Origin of the sequence: Thalassotalea euphylliae (assembly GCF_003390335.1) — a bacterium.
GTDB lineage: Bacteria > Pseudomonadota > Gammaproteobacteria > Enterobacterales > Alteromonadaceae > Thalassotalea_F > Thalassotalea_F euphylliae_B.
Window position 1 is genome coordinate 812,705 of the sequence record NZ_QUOU01000001.1, and the last position, 13,531, is coordinate 826,235.

The 13,531-nt window shown below is 44.0% G+C and carries 14 protein-coding genes; 7 read left to right on the plus strand and 7 right to left on the minus strand.

All coding sequences use genetic code 11. The annotated features are described in order from the left end of the window. Window positions 1-218: 218 nt before the first annotated feature. Window positions 219-2,708 carry a GNAT family N-acetyltransferase gene (locus DXX93_RS03555; protein ID WP_116006845.1) on the plus strand — a complete coding sequence of 830 codons (2,490 nt, stop codon included), beginning with the start codon at window positions 219-221 and terminating at the stop codon, window positions 2,706-2,708. Here DXX93_RS03555 and DXX93_RS03560 read toward each other — a convergent pair. Both DXX93_RS03560 and DXX93_RS03565 read right to left on the minus strand, forming a co-directional pair. After that, window positions 2,698-2,973, minus strand: coding sequence for a hypothetical protein (locus DXX93_RS03560; RefSeq protein ID WP_116006846.1), 276 nt, complete (start codon window positions 2,971-2,973; stop codon window positions 2,698-2,700). The genes DXX93_RS03555 and DXX93_RS03560 overlap by 11 nt on opposite strands. Then, a complete protein-coding gene (locus tag DXX93_RS03565) occupies window positions 2,973-3,158 on the minus strand; it encodes a hypothetical protein (RefSeq protein WP_116006847.1) in 186 nt (61 codons plus the stop codon). The genes DXX93_RS03560 and DXX93_RS03565 overlap by 1 nt, the downstream gene beginning before the upstream one ends. A gap of 140 nt (window positions 3,159-3,298) precedes the next feature. Here DXX93_RS03565 and DXX93_RS03570 point away from each other — a divergent pair, with 140 nt between their 5' ends. Together DXX93_RS03570 and DXX93_RS03575 are read left to right on the plus strand one after the other, a co-directional pair. Continuing rightward, window positions 3,299-4,180: an ABC transporter ATP-binding protein gene (locus DXX93_RS03570; RefSeq protein ID WP_116006848.1), complete on the plus strand. Its 882-nt coding sequence runs from the start codon at window positions 3,299-3,301 to the stop codon at window positions 4,178-4,180. 2 nt (window positions 4,181-4,182) lie between these two features. Beyond that, on the plus strand, window positions 4,183-5,223 hold the full coding sequence (locus DXX93_RS03575) for an ABC transporter permease (RefSeq protein ID WP_116006849.1): 1,041 nt from the start codon (window positions 4,183-4,185) through the stop codon (window positions 5,221-5,223). A gap of 55 nt (window positions 5,224-5,278) precedes the next feature. Here the strand turns inward: DXX93_RS03575 and DXX93_RS03580 are convergent, their stop codons facing one another. The 4 genes from DXX93_RS03580 to tal form a co-directional block, all read right to left on the minus strand. After that, on the minus strand, window positions 5,279-5,713 hold the full coding sequence (locus DXX93_RS03580) for a hypothetical protein (RefSeq protein WP_147302635.1): 435 nt from the start codon (window positions 5,711-5,713) through the stop codon (window positions 5,279-5,281). A gap of 124 nt (window positions 5,714-5,837) precedes the next feature. Next, entirely contained in the window at window positions 5,838-6,344 is a 507-nt protein-coding gene (locus DXX93_RS03585) for a DUF6942 family protein (protein WP_116006851.1), read from the minus strand. Window positions 6,345-6,519: 175 nt separating this feature from the next. Further along, entirely contained in the window at window positions 6,520-6,693 is a 174-nt protein-coding gene (locus DXX93_RS03590; protein WP_116009821.1) for a DUF3545 family protein, read from the minus strand. Window positions 6,694-7,087: 394 nt separating this feature from the next. Beyond that, window positions 7,088-8,038, minus strand: a complete 951-nt coding sequence (gene tal, locus DXX93_RS03595; protein WP_116006852.1) for a transaldolase — start codon at window positions 8,036-8,038, stop codon at window positions 7,088-7,090. 467 nt (window positions 8,039-8,505) lie between these two features. Between tal and yaaA the strand changes: the two genes are divergently transcribed. From yaaA to DXX93_RS03610, 3 genes are all read left to right on the plus strand, one after another. Further along, window positions 8,506-9,285 (plus strand): peroxide stress protein YaaA, encoded by a 780-nt coding sequence (gene yaaA / locus DXX93_RS03600; protein ID WP_116006853.1) that lies wholly within the window; start codon window positions 8,506-8,508, stop codon window positions 9,283-9,285. A 113-nt stretch (window positions 9,286-9,398) separates the two neighbouring features. Continuing rightward, window positions 9,399-9,920 (plus strand): TIGR03546 family protein, encoded by a 522-nt coding sequence (locus tag DXX93_RS03605; protein WP_116006854.1) that lies wholly within the window; start codon window positions 9,399-9,401, stop codon window positions 9,918-9,920. Next, window positions 9,917-11,707 carry a TIGR03545 family protein gene (locus DXX93_RS03610; RefSeq protein WP_116006855.1) on the plus strand — a complete coding sequence of 597 codons (1,791 nt, stop codon included), beginning with the start codon at window positions 9,917-9,919 and terminating at the stop codon, window positions 11,705-11,707. Before DXX93_RS03605 ends, DXX93_RS03610 begins: the two co-directional genes overlap by 4 nt. Before the next feature lie 140 nt (window positions 11,708-11,847). Here the strand turns inward: DXX93_RS03610 and DXX93_RS03615 are convergent, their stop codons facing one another. Then, on the minus strand, window positions 11,848-12,282 hold the full coding sequence (locus tag DXX93_RS03615) for a nuclear transport factor 2 family protein (protein ID WP_258872583.1): 435 nt from the start codon (window positions 12,280-12,282) through the stop codon (window positions 11,848-11,850). Between the two features lie 345 nt (window positions 12,283-12,627). Between DXX93_RS03615 and DXX93_RS03620 the strand changes: the two genes are divergently transcribed. After that, window positions 12,628-13,263: a CCXG family PEP-CTERM protein gene (locus DXX93_RS03620; protein WP_116006856.1), complete on the plus strand. Its 636-nt coding sequence runs from the start codon at window positions 12,628-12,630 to the stop codon at window positions 13,261-13,263. Window positions 13,264-13,531: the final 268 nt, after the last annotated feature.

The following is a 13,531-nucleotide window of genomic DNA, read 5'->3' on the forward strand; positions in this document are numbered from 1 at the left end:
TTGGTTAATATTAAGCTTTTTTATGACACTGTACTTGTCTTTGCCAACGCTGATTAATGCTGCTAGCGCTAGTGCTAAGATTTAAGTTTAGATTACAATGGCTTTTTTATGGCATTTCTGTGGGCACATGTCTTGGCTTTGAGCGACTAATTAGCTTTGATGATTAGCTAACAACTTGATTTACCTCATTAACTAACTTTTGAAATAAATAAAAATAAATGGCACCTTCCCCAATCGCCCACGCTGCGACAACACCAGGCTTTCAAGCCTATAAACAACACTTGAACGCCAATCGGCACCGAGGCGCAATTTTTTTATCTGGCAGCCTAACTTGGGCGATTGAGTGGTTTCTCGCTCATGAAGTGCATTCCTTTGCTCATCAAATGGGGTTGTTATCAGGGGTGATGTTTAGTGATCAGTTCGCCGAACTCGTAAGCGATTTAGGTAAGGCTAACGTTAGCGAAGGGGGGCAGGGTAGTGAAGAGGCTAAATCCAATAACAGGGAAATCCTGTGTGATAGCGTTGAGCAGGGCGAGCATCTTGCTAGCCGTGATCACTTGTCTCAGCTCAAAAGGGTTAACAGCAAAACCTACCGCCATCATCTTGGTACAGAAAATAACTTAGTGTTTTTTGCCGATCCACAGCTGAATTTAGATGCGCTTGCGGCACTGTCAGGTACCATTTGCGCCGGCGGCATACTTTACGTTTGGCTGGGTGATGGAGCTTCAAAGCAAGCTGCTGGTAATCAAGCCGCGACTAATAATGTCAGTTCAACGTTTATTGCCTCTCATTTTGTCGAGCGTCTGTGCTTGGCTGCGCAGCGTCAACCTTTTATTCAGCTTGTTCAGCAAAACTTTGTTCAGCAAAACAATGAATCGTCTCAGCTTTTCGCTCATGATGGCTATGGCAATCGACAACATAGTGCTGACACTAAAATGAGCAGTGACCAGTTTGGTCACGATACGCTCGGCGAACGTAAGTTCAGCGAAGCAAAGGCGGTAAAGCCGCAAGTTACCACTGGCCAGCAAGCCGTTATTGCGCACATAACAAGGATGTTGTCGAAAGGGCGAAACAAGCCGCTAATACTCACTGCCGATCGCGGTCGTGGTAAATCGACCGCGCTGGCGTGGGCAAGTGCTGAATTACTGCAAAAAGCAATACGGCCATTAACAATAGCCATTACTGCACCGCACAGCATGGCCTTGGGCGTTTTCTTTAGTCAGTTAGGTCGAACACTACCTGATGGGCAGTTAAGCCAGCATTGTTTTTCGTGGCAGCAACATCAGATCATTTTTGTGCCAGTGGATGAACTGCTGCGCGCTAAGCCACAAGCCGATCTGCTGTTAGTGGATGAAGCCGCTGGTGTGCCTGTGTATTTGCTGGAAAAGTTGGTTAAACAATATAGCCGCTTGGTTTTTGCCAGTACTATTCACGGCTATGAAGGCGCAGGTAAAGGGTTTACTGGGAAATTTTTACCTTTGCTAAAAGCGCAAGGGGTAGCAGCACAAATAATGGAGTTAAACGAGCCTATTCGCTGGGCTGCGAATGATCCTCTTGAGCAACTGATGTTTGATGCTTGTTTGCTCAACGCTCATTTACCGACTTTGCCAACAGATTTGAGCAGGCGTTTAACAAGCCACCCTGAGCTCATTGGCTATCAGTGTTTTTCCGGCCAAGAGCTGGCTGCTGATGAGCAAATGCTCGAACAAATTTTCGCTATTTTAGTGACCGCGCATTATCAGACAAAACCAAGTGATTTAAAGCTGCTGCTGGACGACCCTGCAATGGTTATTCTGGCACAAGTAATTGAACAGCATGTGATTGGTGTCGCCTTGTTGATCAGTGAAAGCATCACTGATCAATCGTTGCACCCAGCCATTGTTAAGGGGCAGCGCAGAGTCAAAGGGCAACTTGTCCCACAGGCTTTGGCACAACAAGCACAATTACCACAAGCGCTGGTGTTTGAGTACTTGCGGGTGATGCGAATTGCGGTGCACCCAAGCCTACAAAACCAAGGTTTAGGAAGCCAGCTTTTGCAAGCGACTAGTGACTACGCCAAAAGTAACTACGTAAAAAGTAACCAGACAAAAGACAATCAATTTGATTTTGTGGCTACTAGCTATGCGGCGTCTCCTGCGGTGGTCAACTTCTGGCATCGCAATGGTTTCACGCCGGTTAAGCTCGGCTTTAATCGCGATGCATCAAGCGGTGAGCATTCGTTGATGATGCTAAAAGCAACCAGTTCGGCTGGGCAGTTGTCTGCTTTTATCGAGCTTGCTTCACGGGAGTTCTATAGTGCTTTTGCGAGTTGGCTCGGTGATGAGTTTTCAGCTCTTTCGTACCAGTTAGTGACACAGCTCTTGGCAATGGCGCCAAGTCATACAGCTGAGTCCGTTAGTGTACGTGATTGGGAAAAAATTAATGCCTTTAAAGGTAACGTTAACCTCTATCGGCTTGCTAGGCCAAGCCTGACTATTTGGTTGCAAGCTAAATTGGTGTCACTGGGGGTGCAGCTAAGCGCTAGCTGTGAAGTAAAAGAAAAACAAGAAAGGCACGCTATAGCGTCATCTGTGCAAGCGCAACTAGACGCCCTAAAACCACTTGTTGCCAAATGTTTAATGTTGCATCAAGACGCTCAAGTTTGTCAGCGCTTTGGCTTTACTGGCAAAAAGGCGCTATACCAGCACCTTCAGCAGGTTATCCAGTAGCGTCGGCACTTAATCGCCACTGCCAGTACTTCTGCATGCGTAAGTACTGGCAGTGCTTTTGTCGGCAAGCTTGACACTCTTCGTGGGCAATAATGCGCGTCAGATAATAATTGATATATTTGATGATTTGCGTTTGTGGCGCGGTTTGATAGCTCAGCAATAGCACCTGCAGCCACTGCTCCATGATTGATAAGCGGTTTTGCTGACTAGGTTTTGTCAATGATTGCGCTGTGGTTTGAGATGCTGCCATAAATAGTGCCGTCATTAGTTTTGCTCCGCACAATCGATACTGCTATTGAGTAGTGATAGCCATAGCACTTGTTTGGCGTTGGCATCTAAGCAGCGACAATCATTACCTTTCACTTGGCCTTGATGAATCAATTGCATTAACAACGCACTAGAGACTTCGATTTTTACTTTCGCTGGTATTGGGGTATGTGTTGATGGCATAGTTTTGTTACCCGACGTGTCTTTTTTAATAACTTAGCCGACAAAAATTGATTTGTAAATGATAATTATTATCATTAAATGGTTTTGTTATGATGGTTCGTCATCATCAGTCATTGTGATTAGTTTGTCTTGAGGAAATAATGCAGCCTATTTTAGAGGTGAAAAACTTAGTTAAGCAGTATCGCGACTTGTTTGCGGTCAATGATGTGAGCTTTGCTATTGAAGCTGGGCAGTGTTTTGGCTTACTCGGCCCTAATGGTGCAGGGAAAACCACGACCATTGAAATTATGGAAGGGATAATTAAAGCGAGCCAAGGTCAGGTACTTTATCAAGGTCAGCCGGTAACCTCGGCAATTGCGCAACAAATCGGTATTCAGTTTCAGCACACGGCGCTGCAAGACTTTCTAACGGTAAAAGAAACCTTGGATTTGTTTTCATCTTTTTATCAACAGGCGCTACCCCATGAAACCCTTATTGAATTGTGTGACTTGTCAGAGTTTTTAAATCGTGACAATCGCTTGCTCTCTGGTGGGCAGCGTCAACGCTTGTTGCTCGCACTGGCATTGATTAACGACCCCGAAGTGGTGTTTCTCGACGAGCCAACCACGGGCTTAGACCCGCAAGCACGGCGCAATTTTTGGCAGCTGATTCAAAATATTAAAGCGCAAAATAAAACCATCGTATTGACCACACATTACATGGACGAAGCAGAGCAACTTTGCGATCACGTGGTGGTGATGGATCACGGTAAAATTATTGAACAAGGCTCGCCGACCGAGTTGCTGGCCAAACACTTTGGCCATGTTTTTATTTATTTACCTGTCGCGCAAATTTCGGATGATTTGATTCGCGAGCAAGCGTGGCAAGTTAATAACGGCAAAGTGGAAATTGTCAGTGAAAATGTCGAAGCGACACTGACTCAGCTAATCGCTCAGCAAGTGCCACTTGAGCAACTGCAGGTAAAATCAGCCAACCTTGATGATTTGTTTTTAAAATTAACCGGTCATTCTTTGCGAGAGTAGTCATGAATTTTAATCGATTTTATGCCGTATTTAAGGCGCGTAATTTAGAGTTTTTCCGCGATAAATCGTCGCTGGGTTGGAATTTATTATTCCCCGTTTTACTCTTGGTGGGCTTTGCATTTGTCTTTGGCGATGATGATAAGGCTGTCTACAAGGTTGGTGTGCTCGCCGCAGAGTATTCGAGTACAGAATCACAACATCCAGCTAAGCCCCCATTTATGCATCCATTTATGCAAGTAAAGCATATTGAGTTTATTCATTATCAGGATTTAGAGCAGGCAAAACAAAAGTTGACGCGACACAGTGTCGACTTACTGATTGATCTTGATAATGCTCAATATTGGCGCAATGAACTTTCTACTAACAGTTACTTTACCGAGAAGCTGTTTCTCGCTGAAGAAGCAAGTTTTACCGCGCAGACGGTTGCTGGCGAAGCCATCCGCTACGTTGATTGGGTGCTGCCAGGCATTCTTGGTATGAACATGATGTTCAGTTGCTTGTTCGGTGTCGGTTATGTGATCGTGCGCTACCGTAAAAATCACGTGCTAAAACGCCTGAAAGCGACACCGCTCTCTGCGCTGGAGTTTGTTTCGGCTCAACTGCTATCGCGCTTGTTTATCGTGACCTTTATGTCGACGGTTGTTTTTGTCGGCTGCAACTTTATGTTTGATTTTTATATGTTGGGCAGCTACTTCGACTTACTCGTCGTGGCTATGCTGGGCGCGATGAGCTTAATTACGCTGGGATTATTGGTGGCTTCACGCAGTAAAAGTGAAGAGCTGATCGGCGGGTTACTCAACCTAACTTCGTGGCCAATGATGTTGTTGTCAGGTGTGTGGTTTAGTTTAGAAGGCGCGCCCAAAGAAGTGCAATGGTTTGCTGATATCTTACCGTTAACGCATTTAGTGAGCGCTGCGCGAGAGATCATGACCGAGGGCGCCACACTGATTGACGTTAGCTATCACGTCACTGTGTTAGCGATAATGACGTCAATATTTTTAGCCTTAGGGGCGTATTGCTTTAGTTGGAATACCGATCGTTAACGGTAAAGTCGTTAGCGACAAAGCCGTTAGTGGATAAAGCGCGCTTGAAAGACGTTTAATAGCGCGCCATAATTTTCTGGCGTAACCATTGTGTTGCGCCCGCAATATCGTGAAATTGCTGCTGTAACTCTCGTTTCACTTGCTGCTGAACATAAGGTTGTTGAGCAACGGAAATATGATACAAGGCCGACATCGAAGGTGGACAAAAAACGGCTTTACCAGCAAAGCTTGGCATAGTGAGTAAGGTTTTATTGTAACGATTACATATCTCATATGCGGCAGGTGTTGCTCCGCGAAATCCAGAGATATCAACGATAACGCCAAACGGCTTATGAGCCAGCTTTTCCGCTTGCGTAGCGAAGCAATCTATATATTTTGCCGCGCATTGCTCATTGACTTCTCCTCGCAAAGAAACCAAGAGTATTTCATTTTCAACTGACAGCTGAAATTTTCCGTGCGCGATGTTTAACATGGCCAATGAGGTAGACAACTTACTTACTTCATACTGCTAGGACTGAGCCGACTTTACCCCTTAATAATCACTTGAACAAGTACTATTTAGTCGCGTTTACAAGCTATTAACACAGGCGGTATATGCGTTTGACAAAAATCAGCTAACACTGCTCCAACAGTCGAATCAGTTGGGTTATTTTGATGTTGGATAATTGCCGATAATCAAAATATGGGCAGATAATGGTGCTAGTGGCGTGATCAATGGCGAAAAACTCATTTAACCATTGGCACTTATCTGCAAGCCCTAATTTACTTGCGTATGTTTTACCAATGATGACGTGAATTTTATCGTCAAGCGTTGCCGATGAGGCGCGATACGATTCACTGCCGTTAAACAGTAAACACTGTTGGCTATGGGCGTGTAACAGATTTTGATCCCTGAGCTGCTGCCATGTATCAAATCCCTGAGGCGCGCGTTCAAATTCAAGTTTGGCGAAAACGTTAAATACCTTGCGCCAGTGATTGCCGGTTTGTTGACCGATTTGGTAGATATCTTCCCATTGCATACCGTACATGTCATCTAACTCTTGGTAAAAAGGTAGCGGCGGAATGTTGTCGATATAAAAGTAAATAGGGGCGTTAAGTGAGCCTAAGCCGACATAGTGCATAGTGTAAGCGATTGATTTGAAAGTAGGGGATTATGGCAATGAACGCTTATCTATTGAATTGTTATTTTTGCGAACGTTATCTTTCTCAGTATAAGACCTTGCGCAGTAAAAAACAGTGCGCAATAAAAAACCCGGCTGAACCGGGCTTTTGCATGTTTAGCTGAATTAATAGCGCCTAAAATTCATCTAACATATGTTCCAACGAGTCGTCGTAAGCCCTTAACTCTTTCTCAAGTTGAAACTTCTCTTTCAGTTGTTCAATTTCACGCCATTTACGTTTTTTGTTAGTACTTGCTTTGGACTTTGGTTGTTTTTCGAACGAGTCCAATACTGCTTGAAGTTTATCCATGGAATGCTCCTTTTTTCTACAACTGCATAGTTTAAATATCATACCTGCGCGCATAATAAAACAATTTTTGTTATCTTTTTTTGACAGAAAGATGAACATTTTTAACCTATCAGTTACACAAAGTAACAAACTTGTTTAAGCTCAACGCGTTAGTTAATAGCGTGAAAATAGTGCAAACATAGTGCGGTTAAAGGGTTCCAAAAATGGAGGGGAACTCAGCTAAACGATGCTCAAGAATAGGAAATACAGGGGCGTTCGTAGATGGAGACTAATGCTAATAAGGCGAAATAAAAAAGGCAGCTAAGGTGTAACACATCACCTCAACTGCCTTCATTTGACGTGGAGTCAACGCAGCGAGTGCAATCAAGCTGCGCTGACTAAATGTCGTTATAGATTAAAATAATTCAGCTAACTGACGCTCAAGTTTTTCTTGGTCAACGGCAAAGTTGCGAATACCCTCAGCCAGTTTTTCAGTCGCCATGGCGTCTTGGTTCATTGCCCAGCGGAATGCTTGCTCTGTCAGTGCGGGTTCTTGACCTGTTGCTGGCTGCTCACTTGAAAGCTGCTGTTCAACTTGCGCATCGCTTGCTGCTAGCTCATCCATTAACTGCGGGCTGATCGTTAAGCGATCACAGCCAGCTAGTGCTAGTACTTCACCTGTGTTTCTAAAGCTCGCGCCCATCACAACGGTGTTGTAGCCTTTTGCTTTGTAATAGTTGTAAATTTCAGTGACCGATACTACGCCCGGGTCTTCTAGCGGTGCGTATTCTTGTTTATCGGTATTGGCTTTGAACCAGTCTAAAATACGACCAACAAAAGGGGAAATTAAGTAAACACCAGCTTCGGCACAGGCCTGTGCTTGAGCAAAGCTAAACAATAGCGTTAGGTTACAGTTGATACCTTGCTTTTCGAGCATTTCCGCAGCTTTAATGCCTTCCCATGTCGACGCTAGTTTGATCAAAATACGATCATTGCTAATGCCCGCTTCATTGTATAAGGCGATGAGTTTCTCGGCTTTGGCTACACTGGCGGCAGTGTCGAACGACAAGCGAGCGTCAACTTCTGTTGAAATGCGGCCCGGTACAACTTTTAAAATCTCTAAACCAATCAGTACGGATAATTTGTCTGCGGCATCGATCACTTGCTGAGCGGCATCATCAGATTGTGCTTTCGCCCATGCACATGCTTGCTCAAGTAGCGGTTGGTATGCCGGCAGTGATGCTGCTTTTAACAATAGCGACGGGTTAGTGGTTGCATCTTGTGGTTGGAATTTCGCAATGGCCTCAATATCACCGGTATCGGCAACAACTGTTGTCATTTGCTTTAATTGATCTAATTGATTCATGAACTTTCCTCAACATGAAAAATGAATACGAAATACTGAGTGATCGGCCAGATGATGAAAACTTACAACAATTAACGCAAGGTTAGTGTTTGGGTTGTTGGTTATTTAACCGATAACAAGTGGTTTGTTGGCGTATTTTTATCAAATTTACGGCCTTTTGCCTACCGCTTAGCCAAGAATAAATTGGAATTATTAAGAATTATTGACCGATTGCTCAATAATATGATTTACGGGCTTGCCATTTACTGCGGTTGGGCGATTGCGCCAGTGAAATTGATGAAACGATTAGGTTCACTTTTGTTGAAGGGCTAGATTCAATTTAGTTGAGGACTCATGCTCACTTTAGTTGAAGACTCATGTTCACTTTTGTTGAAGGCTCTTATCGATTATTTAGCCCTGATCCGCCATGTTTACGTCAAATTGCTGTGGTATAGTGTGCTTATTAATTGATTGAAATGGCGATACTTATGTTAATTGTTGTCTCTCCTGCAAAAAATTTAGATTATGAATCACCGTTGGCAACGGAAACATTCACGCAACCAGAGCTGCTTGAGCATAGCCAAGCGCTAATTGATATATGCAAAACCCTGACACCGGCAGATATCAGCTCGTTGATGGGCGTAAGTGATAAAATTGCCGGCCTGAATGCCGCGCGTTTTGGCGAATGGGCGACGCCATTTGATCAAAGTAATGCTCGTCAAGCAGTGTTAGCCTTTAATGGTGATGTATACACAGGCTTAGATGCTGCGAGCTTTGCTGACAAAGATTTTGATTTTGCTCAGCAACATTTGCGCATTTTATCTGGCTTATATGGCCTGTTAAAACCACTGGACTTAATGCAAGCTTATCGCTTGGAAATGGGCACTAAACTCGCCAACGAGCGCGGAGCGAATTTGTATCAGTTTTGGGGTGATATTATTACTGACAAAGTGAACGAAGCGTTGGCCGCGCAAGGGGATCAGGTGTTAGTTAACCTAGCGTCGAACGAGTACTTTAAGTCAGTTAAGAAAAAGGGGCTAAATGCCGAGCGTTTGATCACGCCGCAGTTTAAAGATTGGAAAAACGGTCAGTACAAGATGATCAGTTTCTTCGCGAAAAAAGCGCGTGGTTTGATGGCGCGTTACATTATTCAAAACCAGCTAACAGAGGCTGAGCAACTGAAAGGCTTTGACTTAGCTGGTTATGGTTATAATGAGGAACTGTCTAAGGGAGATGATTTTGTCTTCACGCGTCGTGAACAAGATTAATTTTCATACGGTCAGCTGAACTAAAACAGAGGTAGTGAATCAATAACAGTTGCTTCACTGCCTTTTTGTTATAAATACTTATAATTTTAACCTCGTGAGTGACAGGAGAGTTTATGCTCACATTACTAGCAAAGTTATTTCAGGCGTTACACTCGGAAAACTCTACACGCCAAATCGCCGCTGCGGTTGCCTTAGCCTTTGTCTTTGCGCTTTCACCGCTCTTATCCCTACAAGCCTTTGTGATTCTATTTATTGTGTTGCTTGTTCGGGTTCATCTAGCGTCGTTTTTAGTGGCGATTACGGTATTTGAAGGGGTGAGGGTGATACTAAACTCGGCGATTATTAATACCGGAGAAAGCTTGTTGACTAACACAAGCTGGCACGGGGTGTTTAACACCCTCTATCAATTTGACCTATTCAAGCTGGCGCAGTTACACCATACCTTCAATTTGGGCGCGCTAGTAATCGGCACCTTGCTAGCAATACCTCTGTATTTCATCACTAAGGTATTAATTGATAAATATCGCGTGCATATCAAAGCCTTTTTCGAACGCCTAGCGATTGTTAAAGCGTTGAAAGCCAGTCGTATTTTCACTATTTATCAAGAGTTACCAAAGCTTGGAGGCCGCCCATGAGTAAAGTGATCCGTTGGCAAGGACTACTTGCTTTTGTCGTTATCATCGCCTTGCTATTCGGCGCAGTTATCCTGTTTGCTGGCCCTATTGCCAAAATGGCGATTGAACGTTTTGGTCGCCATTACACGGGGGCGGAAGTGAATGTTGCCGAGGTAGATGTAAATTTTGCGCCATTTGGCGTGAAAATTTGGCAACTACAAGCGACAGATCCTAAAGCGCCACAAAACAACATGTTGGCTTTTGATGCGGCTGATGCGAGTGTCGAGTTATGGCCGTTTCTCTTTGGTAAAACCATTGTTGATAACGTTGAGATTAAAGCGTTGAGTTTTAATACTGCCCGTCAATCAGTTGGTGCGGTTTATCGCGCCCCTGAGGAGTCAGCTGTCGGTAATATGGCTGCGCAATGGCAAGATGATATTCAAGCCAATTTGCCCGATCCTAAGGCAGTACTTGAGCAAAGTAATTTACTGACGGTGCAACGTGCAAAAGCGTTAGAGGAAACTTATCAGCGAGAGCAAGACCTGATTGAGCGCACCAAAGCTAAGTTACCAACGAAAGAAACGTTAAAAGAATACCAAGCGCGCGTGAAAGCTTTAGGCCAGGTGAAAGTAAAATCACTGGCAGATATTGAAAAAATCAAAGCGGATTTTGACCAACTAAAAGCTGATTTTAAGCAAGAGCGCGAGAAAATTAAGCAAGCAAAAGCTGAGGTCATTGCGGCAAAGAATACACTGAGCGAGCAAGTCGTTGCCCTGAAAAATGCACCGAGTGAAGACTGGCAAAATATTTCTCAGCAGTATCAATTACAAACGCTGGAAGCGGAAGACTTCGCTCACTTGTTATTTGGCGAAAAAGCCCGTGAATACTATCAATGGGCAGATATTGTATTTACACATATCAAGCCACTTTTGGCAGGTGAGGGTGAGCAAACCGCACAGGAGCAAACGGCACTGGCAATGGCACAAGGGCGCTTTGTGCACTTTGAGGAAGACGCGCCGTTACCTGATTTCTGGCTCAAACAAGGTCGTATTGAAGTGGTGGCTGGCGATGCCCGCTATCAAGCGCAGCTTAGCGATATTACCATGCAGCATTGGCTCATTGATAAAGCCAGCGATGTAAAAATTGCCGCTGATGGTATTCAAGGGCAAGGAGCATTAAATGCGGCGCTCGACTTTACATTGGACGCGAGCCAGCAACTGACTAGTCAAGGTAACTGGCAGTTGGCTAAGCTACCGCTGGAAAATATTGGCCTGCAGGAAACTGATAACCTAACACTGCAACTGGTCTCTGCCTTGCTGTCGGTTGCGGGTAATATGTCGGTCAACAAGGGTAACCTTGCACTTACTAGCGATTTTAATTTAGCGGGTAGTCAATTTGATGGTAGCGCCGATTCGAAAATTGCCAAGGTGGTACTTGATACCCTAAAAGCGAATCAGGCGTTAGGTGTAACGGTTAATGCTAATGGCGATTGGTTGTCACCTAACTGGGGCGTTAGCTCAGATTTAGATAACCTCTTGGGTAATGCATTGGCGCAGCAAGTAGAAGCCAAACTTGCCGGCTTTAAGAGTGAACTACAAGCTGGTTTGAATGACAAAATGGCCGGGTCATTATCGCTTGGCGAGGGGCAGTTGGGTGAGTTACTTGATTTTGAAGCCTTGCTTAACGACAGCGATAAAGCATTTGAAAATTTGGCGAATAACGATGTGGTCAAACAGCAACGGAAAAAGCTGGAAGATAAAGCCAAAGATAAAATTAAAGACAAACTGGGTAAGCTATTTGGCGGTTAAATTCTATATAGCTGTTTTCAAGCTAAGTTGAGTGTTTATTTTATCGAGTAAAATAAGAAAAGCCCTGTTTGGGCTTTTCTTTTGCCTATCGACTACTCACAAAGCGCTTTAATTTATTAGCGCTTTTATGTAGTCAGGCTTTATTTAGTCGGAAGAGGCAGGTTATGCGCTCTGAGAAAACTCAGCCTATCCCAGTAGCCGCGCTGCAAAACAATTAAACCGTTTTGAATGTGAAAAAAGCCACAGCCCCTTAGCCCAATCGGATCTTTCCATTCCAATATGGCCCATTCACCGTCTTGAAAAATATTCTCGACGATACATACCATCTCGGCATTGGCAAATTCTGCGCTAAACATCTGATAAATTGCTTGCTGACCTATCACAGGCTTATTGGCGACTTGATGATTGACGGCATCACAGTGATAAAAACGACTCAGTAATTCCGCATTACCGGCATTAAACGCATCAACCCACTGTTTTACTATTTCTCTAGGTGAGGTGCTGGCGAGTGTTTTTGCTGTGTCGATGTTGGCATCGGTATTAATATCGGTATTCGTTTTTGGCGTTTTCATCATTTTCCACTCTTTCAATTTTTCACTCTTTTAATTTTTCACTATTTCGACTTTTTCTACGATTGCTATTTGGGCAATTTCGCTATTTGCAAATTGTAAAATTCCGTGGTGAGAGATTGCAAAATGCAGCGATAAGCGTTTGCAATATGCAAACAGCCTAATGTAATTGGCTTCGATTACTAGGTAAAACATTGAAATTTAAAGCTATCTAATTATTGGCGCTTGTTTTGCTGCTAAGCACCTGACAAACATAAAATTCAACCACAAAGTTTCTACCTTGTAGACAACTATAGGCAAGGTTGACGTTATTTGAGCGTTAAGCAAATTTGTGAGATAAGGAGTCGTGTGATGAAAACGAGTTTATCAGGCATGTTAATGATAGTGGCCTTATGCTGCATAGTGCCTCTTAAAGCCAATGCGGCGTTAATCACTTATAAGACGCAAGGCTTTAGCGGAAATTTTTCAAATGCAGATTTGAAAACCCAATGGTCTTCTTTGAGCGGCGTCGTCAATTCACAAACCTTGAGTGACTTTGAGCAAGTGTGGGCCGGTAACCAAACGTTTAGCTATTTATCCGTTGAATTCAGCTTAGTGACAGATAGGGTGTGGACCTTGGAAGCTGGCTTAGATGCAGGCTTAGGTGCTCAGGTGTACCTAGATGGTCACGCGATTTACAAAGACAGCTCTAACCTTTGGTGGGCGTATAATTGGAGCCATGGCGATATTATCAAACTGGACAACCTAAACCTAAACCAAGGGGGGCATCAGCTTGAGGTTTTCTGGCTAGAAAACTGTTGTAACGGCTTTAATAGCGTCAGGTTTACCGATCAGCGCTCAGGTGTCACATCGTCATTATCACTAAATGCACTCCAAACCTTTGAAGTACCTAATCCTAGTTCAATTTTACTGTTGGGGTTAGCCTTGGTGGGGATGTTCAGCGCTAACGTTAGCGCCAAAAATACTAGCTCAAAAGTTAGCGCATAAAACACTGCAACTGCGAAATGATGCTCGAAACGCCGTAACTTAATGTCGAACGATTTAAACAAGACAAGGATGTCGCATGATTTTTTATTTAGTACTGGCTGCTCATTATTTACGGGAGGCTAGTAGGTAAGTTTGAAAGGATGGCCACTACGCGGGTCGTGCGAGTCAATCACGTAAACCAAGCCAAGCACTGCTTGGCTTGCCACATTGATAATGCCAGCTACAAGCATAGTAGCCGTTTACTCAAAACTACGGCTTGTAACTGGAC

Coding starts and splice junctions, on each gene's coding strand:
- DXX93_RS03565 (WP_116006847.1), bottom strand. CDS start 3,158: ATGCCATCAACACATACCCCAATACCAGCGAAAGTAAAAATCGAAGTC.
- DXX93_RS03610 (WP_116006855.1), top strand. CDS start 9,917: ATGAGTAAAGTGATCCGTTGGCAAGGACTACTTGCTTTTGTCGTTATC.
- DXX93_RS03590 (WP_116009821.1), bottom strand. CDS start 6,693: ATGGATAAACTTCAAGCAGTATTGGACTCGTTCGAAAAACAACCAAAG.
- DXX93_RS03605 (WP_116006854.1), top strand. CDS start 9,399: ATGCTCACATTACTAGCAAAGTTATTTCAGGCGTTACACTCGGAAAAC.
- DXX93_RS03585 (WP_116006851.1), bottom strand. CDS start 6,344: ATGCACTATGTCGGCTTAGGCTCACTTAACGCCCCTATTTACTTTTAT.
- DXX93_RS03575 (WP_116006849.1), top strand. CDS start 4,183: ATGAATTTTAATCGATTTTATGCCGTATTTAAGGCGCGTAATTTAGAG.
- yaaA (WP_116006853.1), top strand. CDS start 8,506: ATGTTAATTGTTGTCTCTCCTGCAAAAAATTTAGATTATGAATCACCG.
- DXX93_RS03570 (WP_116006848.1), top strand. CDS start 3,299: ATGCAGCCTATTTTAGAGGTGAAAAACTTAGTTAAGCAGTATCGCGAC.
- tal (WP_116006852.1), bottom strand. CDS start 8,038: ATGAATCAATTAGATCAATTAAAGCAAATGACAACAGTTGTTGCCGAT.
- DXX93_RS03555 (WP_116006845.1), top strand. CDS start 219: ATGGCACCTTCCCCAATCGCCCACGCTGCGACAACACCAGGCTTTCAA.
- DXX93_RS03620 (WP_116006856.1), top strand. CDS start 12,628: ATGAAAACGAGTTTATCAGGCATGTTAATGATAGTGGCCTTATGCTGC.
- DXX93_RS03615 (WP_258872583.1), bottom strand. CDS start 12,282: ATGATGAAAACGCCAAAAACGAATACCGATATTAATACCGATGCCAAC.
- DXX93_RS03560 (WP_116006846.1), bottom strand. CDS start 2,973: ATGACGGCACTATTTATGGCAGCATCTCAAACCACAGCGCAATCATTG.